Consider the following 16,404-nt stretch of genomic DNA (forward strand, 5'->3'; position numbering starts at 1 on the left):
TATTAATTTTGATAAATGAACATCTTAAAAATACTGAAAAAATTCTTTATAGACAGTCAGATTTATGTCTCCTTAATGGGAACTCTTTTTGCAGTATTTTTTATGAAGGAGCAAAACACATTCCGTTTCCCTACTATGCTGCTTATTTTCATCACTTATTTCAGTGGTTATCTTTATACTAAGTATCAATACACCCAACATTTTTTTAAAATTTTAGTCTTAAATGCAGTAGCCGGAATCATATGTGCTTTTCTGATTATTCACAATCATAATGAGATCAGACTTCTGAAATGGTTTGTCATTGTAGTCCTGGGATTATTGTATAATAGTTTTTTTCTGGATGTTTACATTCGGAAAATTCCCCTTCTGAAAGTCTTTTATGTGGGGCTCGTTTGGGCATTGGTCAATTGCTGGCTTACTTTACCGGAATTTAATCTGCCTATTTTCCTGATCAGCTTTTTCTTTATTACAGCCCTTGTACTTCCTTTTGATATCAGGGATATGAACAGTGATACGGTAAAGACTTTTCCAATGATGATAGGAGTTCAGAATACGAAATATATTGCCTATGCCCTGGTTTTTATAAGCAGTATTATTGCCGTTTTTTATCTTAAACCTCTGTATGCGGCTTCTTTTTTTCTTTCCAGTATTATTACTTATATTTTCATTTATTTCGCTGAAAATAAAAGAGATGACACCTATTTTTCATTTGGAGTGGAAACTTGTTCCGCACTTCCTTTTTTATTTTTAGTAATAATGGAGTATTTTTGACGAATGATTATCAAGAAGCTTTCTCTTTACAATTTCAAAAACCATTCAGAAAAAAAGTTTGAATTTTCCCCACAGATCAACTGCTTTGTAGGTAATAACGGGGTAGGAAAAACCAATATTCTGGATGCTCTTCATTATTTATCGGTAGGAAAAAGTTTTTTGGGAAATACAGATCTGAATAATATCAAAATAGAGGAGGATTTTTTCACTCTTGATGCTGAAATTCAGAATGAAGACAGCGAAGATATCATCAGAATTACCCAACCGAAAGAAGCAAAAAAAGTCATTAAGAAAAATGATAAAAGCTACGACAGACTTGCCGATCATATCGGTTATCTACCGAGCGTGATGATTTCGCCGTATGATTCAAATCTTATTTCGGATTCCGGGGAAAGCAGAAGAAAGTTTCTGGATGCCATGATTTCGCAGACCGATTCTGAGTATCTTTATGACCTTATACAATATCAGAAAACAATACAGCAGAGAAATGCTTTATTAAAATATTTTGCCAAAAACAGAACCTGGGATAAAGATTCTCTTGAAATTTATGATGATCCGATCACCCGATTCGGGACAAAGATATTCAACAAAAGAAAGGAATTCGTAGAACAGTTAAATCCTATCGTTAAGAACTTTTATCAGATTATTTCAGGAGGTAACGAAACCGTATCGGTTATTTACGAATCTCATTTACTGGAAAATTCTTTCGGGGAACTTTTAAAAGAAAGCATCGAAAGAGATCGCATGCTTACCTACACTTCGAAAGGCATTCACAAAGATGATCTTCTTTTCGAGATGGATCATGTTTTAATTAAAAAAATAGGATCTCAGGGACAGCAGAAGTCGTTTCTGATTTCATTAAAATTAGCTCAGATGAACCTTGTAAAAGAGCTCACCAACAAAACACCAATTCTTTTACTTGATGATATTTTTGATAAACTTGACGATACCAGAGTTTCACAGTTGATTGAACTCGTAAATAAAGAAAATTTCGGACAGATTTTTATTACGGATACTCATAGAGAACGTACGGAAAGTGTGGTAAAGAAAATTAATGAGGAAAGTATTATTTTTGAGATATAAATGGGATATGAGTTTCTGAATCAAGAATTAAAGCTATGATTTAAAGACAATTACATCCTATTTCATAAAATAAAAAAGGTATTAATAACAAAAAAAGGTAAAATCAATTTATCTAAAAAATGGGTACAAGAAAATTGGAATATAAATAAATAATTTACATTTTTGCACTCCTTTCAAATCACTTAAAACCTCGAACCCACACAACACAATTATGAAGAAGAAAAAACGTGAATATCAATCCTCTGAACTGGTAAAGTCTTTTGCCAGAATCCACGGTTTTGAGGGAAAACTAGTTGCATTTGAAATTAAAGATTTTCTTGAAGATTATCTTGACGAGAGCCTTTTCAAAGAGATCAGAAGTGTAAATATAGAAAACGGGTGCGTTATTATCAGAATTGATTCACCATTACTAAAACATGATTTTAAAATGCGTAAAAGCTTTTATTTAAAAAAGTTTCAGGACAAATTCGGTGAGGATAAGTTTGATGATCTGCAAATATTTTAAAAAAAAACGCAAGATAATTCAAGGATAATTGATATATTTAGAATCTAAAACTAAAATCAAATTACCATGAAAAAAGTACTTGCTTTAAAAAAGCTAACAAAAAAAGAGTTAAAACAAATCAGCGGCGGAGATCGGCCAGTATGTTGTAAAAGAGATTGCGCAACAGATGAATGTATTGAATGGGGATCATTTCCAACATTGTGCCCTATTACTGATTGTAGATAATAATAAACTGTTGCAGTAATGCGACATTTGGGATAACAAAAAACAGACTGGCTTTGAGGCAGTCTGTTTTTTATTTATATTATTAGATCTAATTAATGCTCTTCCGATTTATTAGAAATCGTACTACTCATCAGGTCATCGGCTTGTTTATCTAAACCTGAACGTAATGGTAAGAAGAACTTCAACGGATGTTTTATGAAGTATCTGAAAATCTCTTTATAAATTTCGCTTACCTGTCCAAAGTTCATTTTTCTTGACCTGAATGCAAGGAACATCGATAAACTAAAACTCACCAGAAAGTTGAAAAATCCTATTAAAAATACTGTAAAAAATGACATCCAAAAGGTATAGGAATCAACCGAAAAGTCTTTTCCGTACAATCCTAAGGCAAAGTTTCCGGCTGCAAAGGTAATGTGTCTGATGTCCAGATCAAGTCCGAAGAATAGACCTACAGGTGCCGTAGCACCTAGGAAAACCCCAAACCAGAAGTTGGAAACGATTCCCGGCCAGTTTTTAGCATAATATTTTGATAATCCTTTGGCAAACTTTTTCCCAAAGAAATTTCTGATTGAAAGGTTTTTTGCAATTCTTTCCGGAATCTGATAGAACACGGAATTATTCCCGATATTTCCCGAAATAATCCCTGAAATAAACAGATAGAAACCAGCAATACTGGCATGCAAAATAGCTTTGGATTTAAAAGGATCAAGGTCTTTTAATAATTTATCAGAACGATCAACCGCCAGGTTTTGTGAGAAAAATACATCCAGTCCATAGATAATGGCAAGTGCGATCGGAAAGGCAAGCAAAACATTTCCCACAAAGGCAATAAACTGACTTCTGAACAGTTTTGAAACAAGATGGGCAAATTCAGTATTATGTCTTTTACTGTTTCCTTCCTCGGATAAAACTTTAGTCATTGTAGCAGCGGTCATCGCCGGCTGTTTTGTGGCTAATGTGAATCCCATCAGATAAATCATCACGAATCCCATCGCATAATTCATTGAGTACAAAAATGCATGTGAGAAATCACTTCCCGGAATATATCCGTACAACATTTTCAATACGCAAAGCGCTCCTACAATAATCCCACCACCACTTGCCTTATAGAACATGGTCATATATTCTTTTCGGGTTGATGTGATATAATGTGCTCCGGCTTCTGCGGTATGATTGGTAATAAGGTGAGAAATCAACCTTGTACTATCATTAATCAGGTCTGCAATATTGTTCTTATGAGACTTGTAATTTAATATATTAAAGACCAGTTGCTTGGATTTAATCAGAACATCTTCATCAGTATCAATCACCAGCAGCTGTATGATTTCGTAGATTCTTTCTGTCTGCTGACGAATCTTCAGCAGTGATTGATTAATCTTCCCTGAAATCCCATATTTAGCGGAATTTTTAAAAGCGATATTAACAAACTCCTGACATTGTTCTGCATAAATCTTGATCTGCTTATATCTGCTGTCTTTGGAATGCAGCTGCATTTCAGGATCCTTTACCAGGTCTTCTGCCAAAGTTTCAAGCTCATTTTGAAGGGCGAGGAACGGGTTATCAAGATTCCTGTATTGAGGTGCCATTCTTACCACTTCTACTTCCATGGCCATTCCTGTTACCCTCCAGGAAAGGATATTCATCGAGAAAATAAGCTCCTTTTTTACATTTGGTTTGATAATAAAATCTGAAGCTCCCATAAGGTTCAGAAATTCATCAATTTCATTTTCAGGAAGGTTGTGAAGGTATTGTAAATCCTTTTTTGGTCTTAAACACACGTTGTCGATCATGTACCATATGGTCTTTTCATTTTCAACGGGTGGCAGCACCTTGTTTAATATTCTCTTTTTAAGTTCCGGAAAGAAGGCATTTTCAGAAAGAATATTAGCCTCTGTCAAAGACAAATTGAAAGGCCTTCCTTTAAAAATATTGTGGATGTAATGTTTAAAATTATCGGCAAAATTAGGATTGCTTCTGAGAAAATTGAGCACATCTGTAAAATCAGCTTTTTTTACACTCTCCAAAAACTCTGCAAATGGTTCTAAAGAAAGCGTTTCGTTCTTAAAAGAAAAATATTTTTTAAGAACTGACTCAAAATTTGTGCTGGAACTAAAGAATTTCATTAGTACAAAGATACTATTTCAAACTCACATTCCTCATCTGTCTCATGATCCAATTGTGTTTCTTTCTTAAATAAGGTGAAGGATTTTTTGGATCATACTTCTTTGGATTCGGTAATACTGCGGCAATCCAGGCAGCATCTGAAGCACTTAAGTCTTTAGATGATTTTCCAAAATAATATTGAGCGGCCGCTTCCACTCCAAAAACACCCTTCCCCATTTCAATAGAATTCAGGTATCTTTCAAGAATAATGTCTTTGCTCCATACCTTTTCGATAATAAAAGTGTAGACGGCTTCCAGTCCTTTTCTGACCCAGCTTCTGCCCTGCCATAGGAAAACATTTTTTGCCGTCTGTTGGGAAATGGTACTTCCGCCTCTTATTTTTTTCCCTTGTTCATTATGCTTCATCGCTTTTTCGATTGCGGTGTAATCAAATCCGTTATGGTCAAAAAACTTCTGATCTTCTGATGCAATAACTGCTTTCTTCACATTATTTCCCATTTCATCGTAGGAAATATAGTCTCTGTGCAGCTTTCCGTATTCGAAAAGTCCTCCTATCTGAGTGATCGTGATTGGCGGATTAAAAAATCGACCCCAGATGATAAACACAACATTCATTACTAGAATGATAAAGATAAGCTGTTTAATTTTTTTCCACATAACTTTATAAAAGGAAAGGCAAAAATAAGCAATAGTCCGGCTTACTGCAACTCTTTCATATAAGTCAACTGATAATTTGGTAAAAGTTCCGGATGAAAGATTTTAATATAGTCTTTCAGGATAAGATCAGCTCTTACAGCACCGCTTTCAAAGAAATCATTGGCTTTTTGTCTTTCCTTACCACTGATCGTATAGATTTTCCCCTTATTGAATACGTCAAGTTTACCATAAAACCCGTTCATTTTCAGCATTTCACTTTTAGAAGCATGGTTTCCGGCGTTCACCCAGTACTGAACTCCTCCTGATTTTGCATATACCTCTTCAAAGCCCATAGTTAAAGCTTTTTCATCTTTATTATCTTTTAAAATATAAGAAGCATTGGCATCTGCAATATAATGGGCTACGGAAGTATTTCCACCCGGAAGATACCAAATGTCGCCATACATTTCATTAGCCAGAACAACAGGCTTTTCTTTTGCTGTTAAAGCCAATTGTTTTAATTCATTATAGTTTTTCTCAATTTCCTGAAATTTAGTATCTGCTTCTTTTTCTTTTGCTAACAATTCTCCAAATAGCTTTATATAGGCAGTTTTGTCCAATGGTTGCTGTTCCATATATTCATCCAGAAATACCACCTGGATCCCATTGTTTTTTAATAGCTCATAGGTATTGTCAAAACTTGCAATATGATTGGTGAAAATGGCATCCGGTTTCAGAGAAATAATTTTTTCCACGTCATACTTCTGATCACTTCCTACATTCTGAATTTTTCCTTCCCTGATCATATTTTGGATTTTTTCCGAGTAAATATATTCCGGGCTTGAAATTCCTACGATTAGATTTTCTGCTCCCAGCTCTGAAATATAACCCGCCATACTTGCATTTAAAAGGATAATTTTCTTAAATGGAATTTGATTCTGCTTAAAATTATAGGTGAAATTTCCGGATTTCAGATCCACCACTCCATCATGTTCCTTAAATTGAGTACGGGCCGAGATATTTGTCCATTCAGAGGACGAAATTTTTGTTTCTCTTTTACAGGCAATTAGCGAAAATACCGTGAATAAAAGTAAAATTTTCTGTTTCATTCTCCAAAGAACGGAAAAAAGTGGTATATTTGCAACCGTTAAACAACAAGATAACAAACGGCCTCGTGGCGCAACTGAATAGCGCATCTGATTACGGCTCAGAAGGTTACAGGTTTGAATCCTGTCGAGGTCACTGAAGGAGACAACTATTTTATAGTTGTCTCTATTTTTTTACGCATAAATATATTGGAATTGCCACAAAAACCGGTCTAAGGCTAAATCTTCACCCTTACTTCTTCACATTATTGCATCTTTTTAATCTTTAGCTTCTTTTTCACCTTTTTGTCGAAAAGCAAAATATACAATAATTACACTCATAAACATTAAAATGGATGCTAGAAAAAATGGAGCTCCTGAAAATTGAAATGGCGCTTTATCATGAGTGAAATAATAGAATAAATTTGTCATCATTGGAGGTCCAAAAATAGAGGTAGCACTCACTAAACTTGATAATGCTCCCTGCAGTTCCCCCTGTTCATTTGCAGGAACATTTTTACTGATTATTGATTGAAGTGCAGGCCCGCAGATTCCACCTAAGGAATAGGGGACGAGAAAAACAAACATCATCCATCCTTGATTAGTAAATGCAAAGAGCATTAAACCTAATGCATAAAATAGCAACCCAAAATATACACTTTTATGTTCTCCTAATTTTGGAGTTGTCCACCTAATTAGAATTCCTTGTACTAAGCCAAGCAATAAGCCAAGCAAACCAAGCGACAGACCTACAGTTCTCTCCGTCCAATTAAATTTATACATAGTAAAAAAATGCCAATTGCTTTGTACAGCGTGGAGGGCAACATAGACCAAAATTAAAGCGATGACGAGATTTGATATTTTTGACTGTTTTCTCAAAAAATTAACTGTTCCAATAGGGTTTGCACGTTTCCAGCTAAACGACCGACGTTTATCTTTTCCTAAACTTTCCGGTAGTATAAACAGGCCGTAAAGAAAATTCACCATGCATAATATTGCCGCGAAATAAAAGGGAACTCTTGCTCCATAATGTCCAAGTAAACCACCTATTACCGGACCTATAATAAACCCTAATCCAAAAGCTGCACCGATTAAGCCGAAATTTTTAGTTCTATCTTCATCGGTGGAGATGTCGGCTATATATGCACTAGCTGTTGAAATACTAGCCCCAGTAAGACCGGCAATGATTCTTCCAAAAAACAACCACCCAATAGAAGGTGCTAGTGCTAATAGTAGATAATCAATAGCAAATCCGAAAAGAGAAATTAAAATAATTGGGCGTCTCCCATACTTATCACTAAGATTACCCACTATAGGTGCAAATATAAATTGCGTAATAGCATAAGCGAAGCCAAGCCAACCTCCATATTTTGCAGCTTCACTAAGGTCACTATTGATAAGTTCTCCAATGAGTTTAGGAACCACGGGTAGTATAATTCCCCAACCTGTAATATCGATCAACAAAGTGATAAATATAAATCCAATAGCTGCTTTTTTACCTGTTTTTTTCATGTTGTAAAATTAAACAGAGATAAAAAGCAGGTATTAACAATTTAATGGTGTTTACGTACAATCTGAAAGCTAATCATGTTCAGCAATCTGTAAATAGCTTAGACATAAAAGAACATAAATTAGTATTCGTTTCTATAGGTTTTTGGCGACACTCCTACTATTCTTTTAAAGTATCTGCAGAAGACACTTGTTTCTTCGAAATGAAGCTCATTGCTAATTTCTTTAATTGATAAATTAGAAGATTTCAATAGTGTTTTAGCATGTAGAATTGTGATATGATCAATCCACTGTAATACAGATTTCCCCGTTCTCTGTTTCAGGAAAGTGGAAAGATATTGTGGTGTTAAATGTAGCTTTTTAGCATAAAACGCAACACTTCGTTCTTGGTTAGCATGCTTTGAAATGAGTAGATAAAAATCATCTATAATCTCATGTGTGCGGTTTTTCACCAAGCTTTTGTTATTCGGTAAAGAAGAATATACTTCAGAAATCATACTAATCAGAACCATAACAAGATGTCGAAGCATTTCTGTTTTATTATGGCTAGGTTTTTTATTGTAGAAATTCTGTATAAGCGTCAATAATTCATTTTGCAACTTTATTTCTTCAGGTTGAAGTCTGATAACTGGCTGCCATCTAATTTGGTTGTTCATTATAAACTCACGTAAAATTGGAAATGCTGTAATAAAATCTAAGGAAAGACCAATGGTTACAATTTGGGCATCGTCACTCAATGCTTTTGTGTCCATCATCAATTGCGGCTGTAAAACAGCAATATCACCTGCGTTCATTTCATATTCCAAAAAATGAATCTGTGCTTTCATGGATCCTTGTATCAGGAATCCTAGCAATAAACCATCAAATAGACGGCTATTGTTTGTATATTTCTTTTTAGGATCATTTTGTTGATTGAGAATAACTATTCCTTCCGTCTTTTTTGAAGAATCAAGATTGTACAATTTATAGACATTATCCAAAGTTATCAATAGAGCCATGTGCAAATATCTAAAAAATGAAATCATCTATTAAATTAATAAGGTACTAAATCAGCAACATGAGATAATTCATCTCATTATCAGTAATATAAATCCAATATACAGTAAAGCGAGTTACAAAAATACATGTCAATTACAGGCAATATCATCCAATGTATAGGTTAAATCCTTTATTCATTTATCCCGTTTAGTTGCAATATAGTCATCATTCAAGCTCCGATTCCAAAAGCTTTCAAATAAATTCTTTCGGTAATACTGTAACGATCACATTGAGTATAAAAATCCATTGACATTTATCAATGGATTTTCTTACCTTTTATCATTGCTAAAACTATTAGAAATAGTCCAAATTTGTTATGTGAACAATTACTCACAAAAAATGAAATATGGAAATAGGAATTGACAGCTTTATAGCTACAGGCGCTTATGAAGGTCCTCTTAATCCAAAAGAGAATCAGGAAGCAATGGAAACCTTGCTCGCCAGAATTGAGTTTGCTGACAAGGCGGGGCTTCATGTATTTGGACTGGGAGAACATCACAGGAAGGAATTTCTGGATGAGGCACCAGCAGTTATATTAGCAGCCGCCGCAGCCCGTACCAAAAATATACGTCTCACCAGTGCCGTAACCGTACTGAGTGCAGCAGATCCTGTACGCGTTTTCCAGGAGTATGCTACACTGGATATCATATCCGGAGGCCGAGCGGAAATTGTTGCGGGACGAGGCTCTTTTGTAGATGCTTACCCTTTATTCGGACTGAATCTCAACGAATATGATGCTCTCTTTGCTGAGAAAATAGAATTATTGTTAACACTCCGCAATCAGGAAACAGTATCCTGGAAAGGCAAATTCCGTCCTTCTCTACATGAACAACCGATATATCCCCGTCCTTTACAGGAATCACTTCCTATATGGATTGGAGTGGGTGGAACTCCGGAGTCTTTTGTACGTGCCGGCACCTTAGGTGTGCCCCTCATGGTGGCTATCATTGGTGGGGAAACCCATCGTTTCAAACCTTTGATCGACTTGTATTATGAAGCAGGAAGAAAGGCCGGTCATTCTCCTGATCAATTGAAGGTAGGCTTACACTCTTTGGGCTATGTAGCGGATACCACCGAACTGGCAAAGGATGAATATTTCCCTGGATATCAGGAAATGATGGGAAAGATGGGCAAAGAAAGAGGGTGGTCAACTCCTACACGTGCTCAGTTTGAGGCTCAGGCCGGATTAACCGGTGCTTATGTAGTGGGTAGCCCTGAGGAAGTAGCTGCAAAAATCCTTCGTCACAGCAAGGCCTTGGGAGGAATTTCAAGGTTTACCTTCCAGATGGACAACCCCGGGCTAACCAAAGAACAGGTATATAGATCCATTGAGCTTATCGGTTCGAAAGTTATTCCATTACTGAAGGAATCCGAAAAAGCTTAAATAAGATAAATCAGCCATTCCTGAGCTAAAATTACAGGAATGGCTGATTCATTTAAGGTCCTAAGCTATTTAAAAGAAAAGCTTACTTTAAGCATTAACTTAGTGTCTGAAATAATTTGGATACAATTTTCCATTCTTCATTAACCTTGATCAATGAATGATAATCAACCCCATCCTTCCCTGCTGCATTGTTTTCATATCCTATACGTGCCAGAGCAATATCATTCGTTTTATGAAGCACATCAATGTTCACCTTAATGTTTGGTGCTATTCCGTGCTTTTCCACTGAATCATATAAATTAGTGATGCTTCCCTCCACAAGGAACTCATCCCAATACCCATACATGATAGCATCGGTATGGAATGATTGTTTCAGTTGTTCAATATTGCCGTTTCTCAATCCTTCTGTGTAGTTTTCCAGAACTGCTTTTATTGCTACATAATCCTGAACAGTATTTTTTTCTGACGTTGCCATATTTCTTTTTTATTGATTACTTAATGCAAAAGTATAGCAAGCTGTTTCACTTTGTTTTTCTATATCGTTCAGTTTACTTTTCTATTTAGCTCAATTTTAAAGTGAAGTTCTGTAAAATGTGGGTGCCTGCCCATGATATTCTTTGAAAATTCGTGAAAAATGGGAGATATTTTCAAAACCAAGTGAGAAACAGATCTCCGCTACAGGTAGTTGAGTTGATTCGAGCATCTCTCTGGCCTTATCCAGACGTTTTTTCCTGATCCAGGCTGCCGGTGCCATATTATAAATAGCTTTGAAATCCCTTTTGAAACTGGAAATACTTCTTCCCGAAAGAGAGGCAAGATCCTCCATAGAAATGGATGAGGTATAGTATTGTTCTACGATGTGCTGAATTTCTTTCTGTACAGGTTTACGCAACTGCAATAATTCCTGAAACAAACCATCATTTCCTATCCCCAAATGATAGAGCATTTCCGTCATCTTCAATCGCAGCTGCCCTGAATAGACGCCCTGGGAATCGTCAAAATAAACACGAAGTGAATCCGTGAAGGTAATAAGGCATTCGCTCATACGGTGTACCCCTGTCCGGATTTTTCCATTTGTACCTTTTGGAATTATTTTTTCGGTAGTTGCTAAAAAAGTACTGATCATATCTTCGCTGATGCTGAACATCATTTCGCAATATTTTCCATTATTTTCAAGGTTTCCATGCCTTTCATACAGAACACCCGTCGCCTTCCTGAGCAGCGTCATTTCATTTTTCCCTACCTCGTATTGATCCTCACCGAGTGAAAGCGTTGAATGTCCTTCCAGAACGAAGAGCAGCGCATGGTTCTCCATATACATCATCCCTTTTTCTTCCTTCCCTTGAAAGCTATGCTGCAGTACAGAATAGTCATCAAATTTCAAACTATTTTCCTTTGCAGAGACAATATCCGGGCTTTCAGGTATTTTAATTACTTGCTTCATAATCTGTAGAAGTTTCTAATTATTATTCAACCTTAGTCCGCATCACTTTCTGACCATCTGCGTCCGGATTCTGCTTAGCGTTTCCTTGGTAATCCCCAGATAGGATGCAACCAAATGCTGCGGAAACCGCTGTAGAAAAGCTGGATAAGTTGTTAAAAAATCAATATATCGCTGTTCTGCTGATTGACTGATAAAGGCATTGATCCTTTTTTGAGAGGAAAAAGAATGCTTATCATCTAAAACTCTGGCCATTTCGTTGAAGGCAGGAATCTTCATCAGTTCTACAGAGTCTGCTTTGGAAACTAGCAATACCTCAGTATCTTCCCAGGCATCAATATTAAAGGCAGAAGGGATCAACATTGTAAAGCTTTCACGATCAACCACCCACCAATCTTCCAGAGACAACCGCACAACGTGCTCCACTCCTTTCTCATCCACACTGTATTGCCTCATTGCACCTTTAACAATAAATGCTGAATATTTGCACACTTCACCTGCCTGCAAAAAATACTGTCTTTTCCTTATCTTTTTCGGAATGAAAACAGATTTGATAAATTCAATATCAGCTTCTGATAGTGACTGCGCCGAATGTCGTTGAATATAATTGATCAATGATTCATGCATAAAACATTTAGGATTTTGGATGATAACAAATATAATGATTCTCTTATGAAGCCGTCAAATTGGCTCCAAAACTTAGTGCATCCAGATACAATACACTACATCCGGATGCATTTATTTTTTATTTTGTTTCTGTATCTCTTGTCAGCTGAACTTCGCAATTGATCCAGACATCTTCGCTTACCAGTACTCCACCGGCTTCGAGTGCTGCATTCCAATTGAGCCCCCAGTCTCTTCTGCTGATTCGTCCTGTAATATTGAATACCGCTTTCTCGTTACCCCATGGATCTTTAATGATACCTCCCGATTCCATTTCCAAACGGATCCGCTTTGTAATCCCCTTTATTGTCAGATCACCAAATAAACTGTAATTTCCATTCTTTTTTGTCTTTTCATAGGAAGTGCTGGTAAAGGTCATTTCGCTAAAATTTTCCACATCAAAGAAATCAGCGCTTCTAAGATGTTCATCTCTCCGCTCATCGCTGGTATTAATAGATGCAGTATTGATGCGGACGTTGATCCTGACTGTGGTAAAGTCATTTCCGACGGTGTGAATATTAGCATCATATTCATCGAATATTCCTCTTACATTGGTAAACATCAGATGCTTTACCTTGAAACCTATCTGGCTATGCATCGGATCAATGATCCATTTTGTCAACGTTGCAGTTGTCGTTTCCATATATATGTTTTTTAAAATTAATTGATTTTGTGTTATTCTACACTATAGTTGATCTTACCGTATTTACCAGCATAAAAATCATTATAAGCCACTCCTATTTCCTCCATGGTATTCATTACAAAGGGACCTTGTGCAGCAATCGGTTCATCATAATGGAGCCCACCGAAAAGTATAATATCTGTAGCGGAGTCTGAAAGACTTTTCATTTTTACACTGCCAGCTTCCTGGTCAAAGTAAAGGAACTGCCCTTCAGGATACTGATTTTCATTGATGATGGCTTTGTTAAGAGGTAAAAACACCGCCAGTTCCAATCCTTTTTCAATATCAAGGACTAATTCTTTTCCGGCTTCAAGATGAACATGATAGATAAACTGTTTCAGATAAGTGGGGATCTTTGATTTCATGGTTCCGTATTCTCCTGATATAACCCTCATCCACCCGCTGCTATCGGCTAATTCCATCCTGGATACCTCATTTGCCTGTACAGGAATATATTGAGGTTCTTCTGCCTTATTCTTGCTGGGAAGATTTACCCAAAATTGTAAGGCATGGGTAGTATAATCCTGTGTTTCAGGGTCTGGATTCATAGATTCATCATGGATAATCCCCGTTCCGGCCTTCATCCATTGGGCACCACCTGAATATACCTTGGCATGATGCCCTGCACTGTCAAAATGATCCGCTTCTCCGCTCAGTACATAGGTTAAGGTAGCAATACCCCGATGCGGATGCGCACCGCTTCCATTGGCTTTTTTTAAAGGCCCATCAGGCTCGTGGACAACGGGAGCCGCATGGTCCAGAAATACGAAAGGGCCTACTGCATCAAAAAACCTGTTAGGCAATAATCTGTAAATGGTATACTCGCCTACATCAGCTCTGTGTCCGTGTATGGCAAAATTGATTTGTTTTTCCATGACTTTTTTATTGATATTATGGTACAAAGATCGTGTCATGGGTAAGGAGAAAGCGATGACAAAGGATATAAAAAAATGATGATATAGGTCAATGGTTTTTCTTAATGAAGGTCAACCTATTGAAGTCTTTCCTCTTGATAATTTTACGGTATATAAAAATCTGAATTTCAATATTAACATTAAAATCAAAAATTATGTACACAAAATCAAAATACATCTGGTACGCCGAGGACTCTGTTCTGATCCTTATTGACTTCCAGGAAGAAGTAATGGACTTTATTCATGATAAAGATCGAAAATTGGTAGAATTGAACGCTATTACTGTAGCAAAAATGGCTGTAAAACTAGATATCCCAGTAATTTTAAGTACCGTGGCAGTAAAAATGGGTGTTGGTACTCCAACAATAGCAGCACTTAAAGAGGCACTTCCGGGAATAGAGGAAATCGACAGAACATCGATGGATGCCTGGGAAGACGAAACGCTGGTGAATGCAGTTAAGGCCACCGGAAAAAAGAAACTTGTGATGGCAGGAATCGTTACTTCCACCTGCCTGACATTTGGAGCACTGCACGCTCTTTCCGAAGGTTATGATGTCATGTTCATAGAAGATGCGGTAGGCGATAAATCAAAAGAAGAGCATGAAAATGCTGTTCGCAGACTTATCCAGGCGGGTGCAGTTCCCACTTCCAGCATTGCACTTACCGCAGAATGGTTCCGGGATTGGGCTTCGCCCATAGCGCAACATGCCAGAGAGATTTATCCTCCATTCCTCACTGAATCCGCTAAATTGAGAGGACAGCCACTACCAGCATGGGCAAAGGAAAATGGTGCATAATTCGATTTTATAACTAAATATCAGAATCCGTCTCACAACTGTCAGATGGATTCTGATATTTATCTATTCATAAGCTTAATCAGGAATACCTTTTATTCCCAATATGAATAGGAAATAAGGACTGTATTATTTCCGACAGTATCCATGTGGACAAAGGCTTTATCATTTTCCAATCCATATTGTTTTGCCCACTCTGCAATCCGTTCCACTAAATTCATTCGCTTGAAATCAGGATTAGCCGCTTACTACAGTGGCAACATGAAATACGCAACAGGATTCAAACCAAAACAACATCCATATAAACATTTATTTTCCAAGCACATACATCTAAAATATCTTCAAGATCTTCAAAAAAAGTATTTGAATAATATTGTCAAGTTCACAAAAGCCAAATGGTGCCAACTACAGATAGTGGACGCCATTTTTTTAAAGATACTTCTAATAAATTTCCAGTTCTACCGTCTTTATTTTTTAATGACTTTTATGGTTTCAAGATCTTGTTTAGTTTTTACTTTAACCCAATAAGATGCTGGAGTAAGAGATGACAAATTAATTTCTGCTTCAACGCTATTTATTTCTTGTTTTATAACAGTCTGTCCTAGAAAGTTAATTACTTCAACATGTAAAATGGGTTGTTCGGATCTCAGGAACAACTTGTTTGTAGCAGGGTTGGGAAAGAGTTTAAATTTCGTTTTTTCTACTGAGGATACATTTAAAGTAGAACAAATAGTTCCGGTATTTATAACACTATTACCGACCCAGTTAGAGGAGGTTCCGTTTAAAGCAAAACCATTAAGAGTTCCATTATAATTATTTCCACTACTATCTTGCAAAGTTGTTACGGAGGCATTATTCGCATTAGCGATACCCTGATTAAATTTATAATACGCAATTAATCCTGCTTCAGGACCTAGCAACTCACAGTTCATATGGCTTGCTATTTCACCGGGAGACAAAGCTCTATTCCAGATTCTTACTTCATCCATAGTTCCTGTAAAACTATTGGCAGCATTATTAAAAGCGCCTAATCTAACCATATTTCCCCCATCAACCGGATCAACATCAGTATTAGTATCTACCAATTCTCCATTTTTGTACAATTTCAGTGTGGTAGTAGCAGCATCATAAGTTACGGCAACATGATACCAGGTATTGATAGACAATGGGACAGAGTCTTCTACGCTGAACCAAGCGCCATTATGCCCCGCAGTAAGTTTACCGGAACTATTGGGTATCCAGAAAGCGTGCTGTGCATCTGAATCACCACCAGAGATAATGTTGTTTTGGGTGCTTAGACTTTTCACATAGATCCACGCTTCTTTGGTATAACTTGCAGGTAAAATGTTCCCACAATTTACATAGTCGTTTACGCCATCAAAATCCAGCGCTGATCCTTGCTGAGAAAATCCAAATTGGAAAATAATAAAAAAAGAGGCCAACCAGATTTTTTGAAAATTCAGTTTCAAAGGCGTTAAAAGTACTTTTCTTTTCATAATAATAATTTTTATTAATTACCTCACAAAATTGTGTCATTCTTCCGGAGATTC

General features: G+C 36.6%; 18 protein-coding genes and 1 tRNA gene. 7 read left to right on the forward strand and 12 right to left on the reverse strand.

Annotation, left to right across the window (positions count from 1 at the left end; translation table 11 throughout):
* Positions 1–15 precede the first annotated feature (15 nt).
* The 4 genes from EG342_RS21310 (at position 16) to EG342_RS21325 (ending at position 2,584) form a co-directional block, all read left to right on the forward strand.
* The gene (locus EG342_RS21310) at positions 16–771 is read left to right on the forward strand and encodes a UbiA prenyltransferase family protein (RefSeq protein WP_103289652.1); all 756 of its coding nucleotides are present in this window, start codon (positions 16–18) and stop codon (positions 769–771) included.
* A gap of 3 nt (positions 772–774) precedes the next feature.
* On the forward strand, positions 775–1,854 hold the full coding sequence (gene recF / locus EG342_RS21315) for a DNA replication/repair protein RecF (RefSeq protein WP_103289655.1): 1,080 nt from the start codon (positions 775–777) through the stop codon (positions 1,852–1,854).
* Positions 1,855–2,065: 211 nt separating this feature from the next.
* Positions 2,066–2,359 (forward strand): hypothetical protein, encoded by a 294-nt coding sequence (locus tag EG342_RS21320; protein WP_103289658.1) that lies wholly within the window; start codon positions 2,066–2,068, stop codon positions 2,357–2,359.
* 66 nt (positions 2,360–2,425) lie between these two features.
* Positions 2,426–2,584 carry a bacteriocin gene (locus tag EG342_RS21325; protein WP_103289661.1) on the forward strand — a complete coding sequence of 53 codons (159 nt, stop codon included), beginning with the start codon at positions 2,426–2,428 and terminating at the stop codon, positions 2,582–2,584.
* Between the two features lie 92 nt (positions 2,585–2,676).
* Here the strand turns inward: EG342_RS21325 and EG342_RS21330 are convergent, their stop codons facing one another.
* The 3 genes from EG342_RS21330 to EG342_RS21340 are packed head-to-tail and all read right to left on the reverse strand — an operon-like array spanning position 2,677 to position 6,453.
* Complete coding sequence (locus EG342_RS21330) at positions 2,677–4,707, reverse strand: recombinase (protein WP_103289664.1); 2,031 nt, start codon at positions 4,705–4,707, stop codon at positions 2,677–2,679.
* A 13-nt stretch (positions 4,708–4,720) separates the two neighbouring features.
* Positions 4,721–5,365 (reverse strand): monofunctional biosynthetic peptidoglycan transglycosylase, encoded by a 645-nt coding sequence (gene mtgA, locus EG342_RS21335; RefSeq protein WP_103289667.1) that lies wholly within the window; start codon positions 5,363–5,365, stop codon positions 4,721–4,723.
* Between the two features lie 41 nt (positions 5,366–5,406).
* Positions 5,407–6,453, reverse strand: coding sequence for an ABC transporter substrate-binding protein (locus EG342_RS21340; protein WP_246008680.1), 1,047 nt, complete (start codon positions 6,451–6,453; stop codon positions 5,407–5,409).
* Positions 6,454–6,512: 59 nt separating this feature from the next.
* Here EG342_RS21340 and EG342_RS21345 point away from each other — a divergent pair.
* A tRNA-Arg gene (locus tag EG342_RS21345) sits at positions 6,513–6,586 on the forward strand.
* A 122-nt stretch (positions 6,587–6,708) separates the two neighbouring features.
* Here EG342_RS21345 and EG342_RS21350 read toward each other — a convergent pair.
* Positions 6,709–7,941 (reverse strand): TCR/Tet family MFS transporter, encoded by a 1,233-nt coding sequence (locus tag EG342_RS21350; protein WP_103289669.1) that lies wholly within the window; start codon positions 7,939–7,941, stop codon positions 6,709–6,711.
* Between the two features lie 119 nt (positions 7,942–8,060).
* Entirely contained in the window at positions 8,061–8,936 is an 876-nt protein-coding gene (locus tag EG342_RS21355; protein ID WP_103289672.1) for a helix-turn-helix domain-containing protein, read from the reverse strand.
* A 386-nt stretch (positions 8,937–9,322) separates the two neighbouring features.
* Between EG342_RS21355 and EG342_RS21360 the strand changes: the two genes are divergently transcribed.
* Positions 9,323–10,360 (forward strand): Atu2307/SP_0267 family LLM class monooxygenase, encoded by a 1,038-nt coding sequence (locus tag EG342_RS21360; protein WP_103289675.1) that lies wholly within the window; start codon positions 9,323–9,325, stop codon positions 10,358–10,360.
* 94 nt (positions 10,361–10,454) lie between these two features.
* On the opposite strand, the gene EG342_RS21365 is transcribed toward EG342_RS21360, so the two are convergent.
* The 5 genes from EG342_RS21365 to EG342_RS21385 all read right to left on the reverse strand — a co-directional run bounded on the left by EG342_RS21365 (position 10,455) and on the right by EG342_RS21385 (position 14,021).
* Complete coding sequence (locus tag EG342_RS21365) at positions 10,455–10,835, reverse strand: nuclear transport factor 2 family protein (protein WP_103289678.1); 381 nt, start codon at positions 10,833–10,835, stop codon at positions 10,455–10,457.
* Between the two features lie 96 nt (positions 10,836–10,931).
* On the reverse strand, positions 10,932–11,804 hold the full coding sequence (locus tag EG342_RS21370) for an AraC family transcriptional regulator (RefSeq protein ID WP_103289681.1): 873 nt from the start codon (positions 11,802–11,804) through the stop codon (positions 10,932–10,934).
* A gap of 42 nt (positions 11,805–11,846) precedes the next feature.
* On the reverse strand, positions 11,847–12,428 hold the full coding sequence (locus EG342_RS21375; protein ID WP_103289684.1) for a Crp/Fnr family transcriptional regulator: 582 nt from the start codon (positions 12,426–12,428) through the stop codon (positions 11,847–11,849).
* 118 nt (positions 12,429–12,546) lie between these two features.
* Positions 12,547–13,107 carry a YceI family protein gene (locus tag EG342_RS21380; RefSeq protein ID WP_103289687.1) on the reverse strand — a complete coding sequence of 187 codons (561 nt, stop codon included), beginning with the start codon at positions 13,105–13,107 and terminating at the stop codon, positions 12,547–12,549.
* A gap of 32 nt (positions 13,108–13,139) precedes the next feature.
* Complete coding sequence (locus EG342_RS21385; protein ID WP_103289690.1) at positions 13,140–14,021, reverse strand: pirin family protein; 882 nt, start codon at positions 14,019–14,021, stop codon at positions 13,140–13,142.
* A gap of 194 nt (positions 14,022–14,215) precedes the next feature.
* Here EG342_RS21385 and EG342_RS21390 point away from each other — a divergent pair, with 194 nt between their 5' ends.
* The gene (locus tag EG342_RS21390; RefSeq protein WP_103289693.1) at positions 14,216–14,857 is read left to right on the forward strand and encodes an isochorismatase family protein; all 642 of its coding nucleotides are present in this window, start codon (positions 14,216–14,218) and stop codon (positions 14,855–14,857) included.
* Positions 14,858–14,949: 92 nt separating this feature from the next.
* Here EG342_RS21390 and EG342_RS25650 read toward each other — a convergent pair whose 3' ends face one another.
* Both EG342_RS25650 and EG342_RS21395 read right to left on the reverse strand, forming a co-directional pair.
* Positions 14,950–15,075: a hypothetical protein gene (locus tag EG342_RS25650; protein ID WP_260232360.1), complete on the reverse strand. Its 126-nt coding sequence runs from the start codon at positions 15,073–15,075 to the stop codon at positions 14,950–14,952.
* A gap of 246 nt (positions 15,076–15,321) precedes the next feature.
* Entirely contained in the window at positions 15,322–16,350 is a 1,029-nt protein-coding gene (locus EG342_RS21395; RefSeq protein WP_103289696.1) for a LamG-like jellyroll fold domain-containing protein, read from the reverse strand.
* Between the last annotated feature and the right edge of the window lie 54 nt (positions 16,351–16,404).

Origin of the sequence: Chryseobacterium lactis (genome assembly GCF_003815875.1) — a bacterium.
GTDB lineage: Bacteria > Bacteroidota > Bacteroidia > Flavobacteriales > Weeksellaceae > Chryseobacterium > Chryseobacterium lactis.

Excerpts from the sequence above, each read along its gene's own strand:
- EG342_RS21365 (WP_103289678.1), bottom strand. The coding sequence starts at position 10,835 with ATGGCAACGTCAGAAAAAAATACTGTTCAGGATTATGTAGCAATAAAA.
- EG342_RS21385 (WP_103289690.1), bottom strand. The coding sequence starts at position 14,021 with ATGGAAAAACAAATCAATTTTGCCATACACGGACACAGAGCTGATGTA.
- EG342_RS21390 (WP_103289693.1), top strand. The coding sequence starts at position 14,216 with ATGTACACAAAATCAAAATACATCTGGTACGCCGAGGACTCTGTTCTG.
- EG342_RS21375 (WP_103289684.1), bottom strand. The coding sequence starts at position 12,428 with ATGCATGAATCATTGATCAATTATATTCAACGACATTCGGCGCAGTCA.
- EG342_RS21350 (WP_103289669.1), bottom strand. The coding sequence starts at position 7,941 with ATGAAAAAAACAGGTAAAAAAGCAGCTATTGGATTTATATTTATCACT.
- EG342_RS21330 (WP_103289664.1), bottom strand. The coding sequence starts at position 4,707 with ATGAAATTCTTTAGTTCCAGCACAAATTTTGAGTCAGTTCTTAAAAAA.
- EG342_RS25650 (WP_260232360.1), bottom strand. The coding sequence starts at position 15,075 with ATGAATTTAGTGGAACGGATTGCAGAGTGGGCAAAACAATATGGATTG.
- EG342_RS21360 (WP_103289675.1), top strand. The coding sequence starts at position 9,323 with ATGGAAATAGGAATTGACAGCTTTATAGCTACAGGCGCTTATGAAGGT.
- recF (WP_103289655.1), top strand. The coding sequence starts at position 775 with ATGATTATCAAGAAGCTTTCTCTTTACAATTTCAAAAACCATTCAGAA.
- mtgA (WP_103289667.1), bottom strand. The coding sequence starts at position 5,365 with ATGTGGAAAAAAATTAAACAGCTTATCTTTATCATTCTAGTAATGAAT.
- EG342_RS21395 (WP_103289696.1), bottom strand. The coding sequence starts at position 16,350 with ATGAAAAGAAAAGTACTTTTAACGCCTTTGAAACTGAATTTTCAAAAA.
- EG342_RS21320 (WP_103289658.1), top strand. The coding sequence starts at position 2,066 with ATGAAGAAGAAAAAACGTGAATATCAATCCTCTGAACTGGTAAAGTCT.
- EG342_RS21325 (WP_103289661.1), top strand. The coding sequence starts at position 2,426 with ATGAAAAAAGTACTTGCTTTAAAAAAGCTAACAAAAAAAGAGTTAAAA.
- EG342_RS21380 (WP_103289687.1), bottom strand. The coding sequence starts at position 13,107 with ATGGAAACGACAACTGCAACGTTGACAAAATGGATCATTGATCCGATG.
- EG342_RS21310 (WP_103289652.1), top strand. The coding sequence starts at position 16 with ATGAACATCTTAAAAATACTGAAAAAATTCTTTATAGACAGTCAGATT.
- EG342_RS21355 (WP_103289672.1), bottom strand. The coding sequence starts at position 8,936 with ATGGCTCTATTGATAACTTTGGATAATGTCTATAAATTGTACAATCTT.
- EG342_RS21370 (WP_103289681.1), bottom strand. The coding sequence starts at position 11,804 with ATGAAGCAAGTAATTAAAATACCTGAAAGCCCGGATATTGTCTCTGCA.
- EG342_RS21340 (WP_246008680.1), bottom strand. The coding sequence starts at position 6,453 with ATGAAACAGAAAATTTTACTTTTATTCACGGTATTTTCGCTAATTGCC.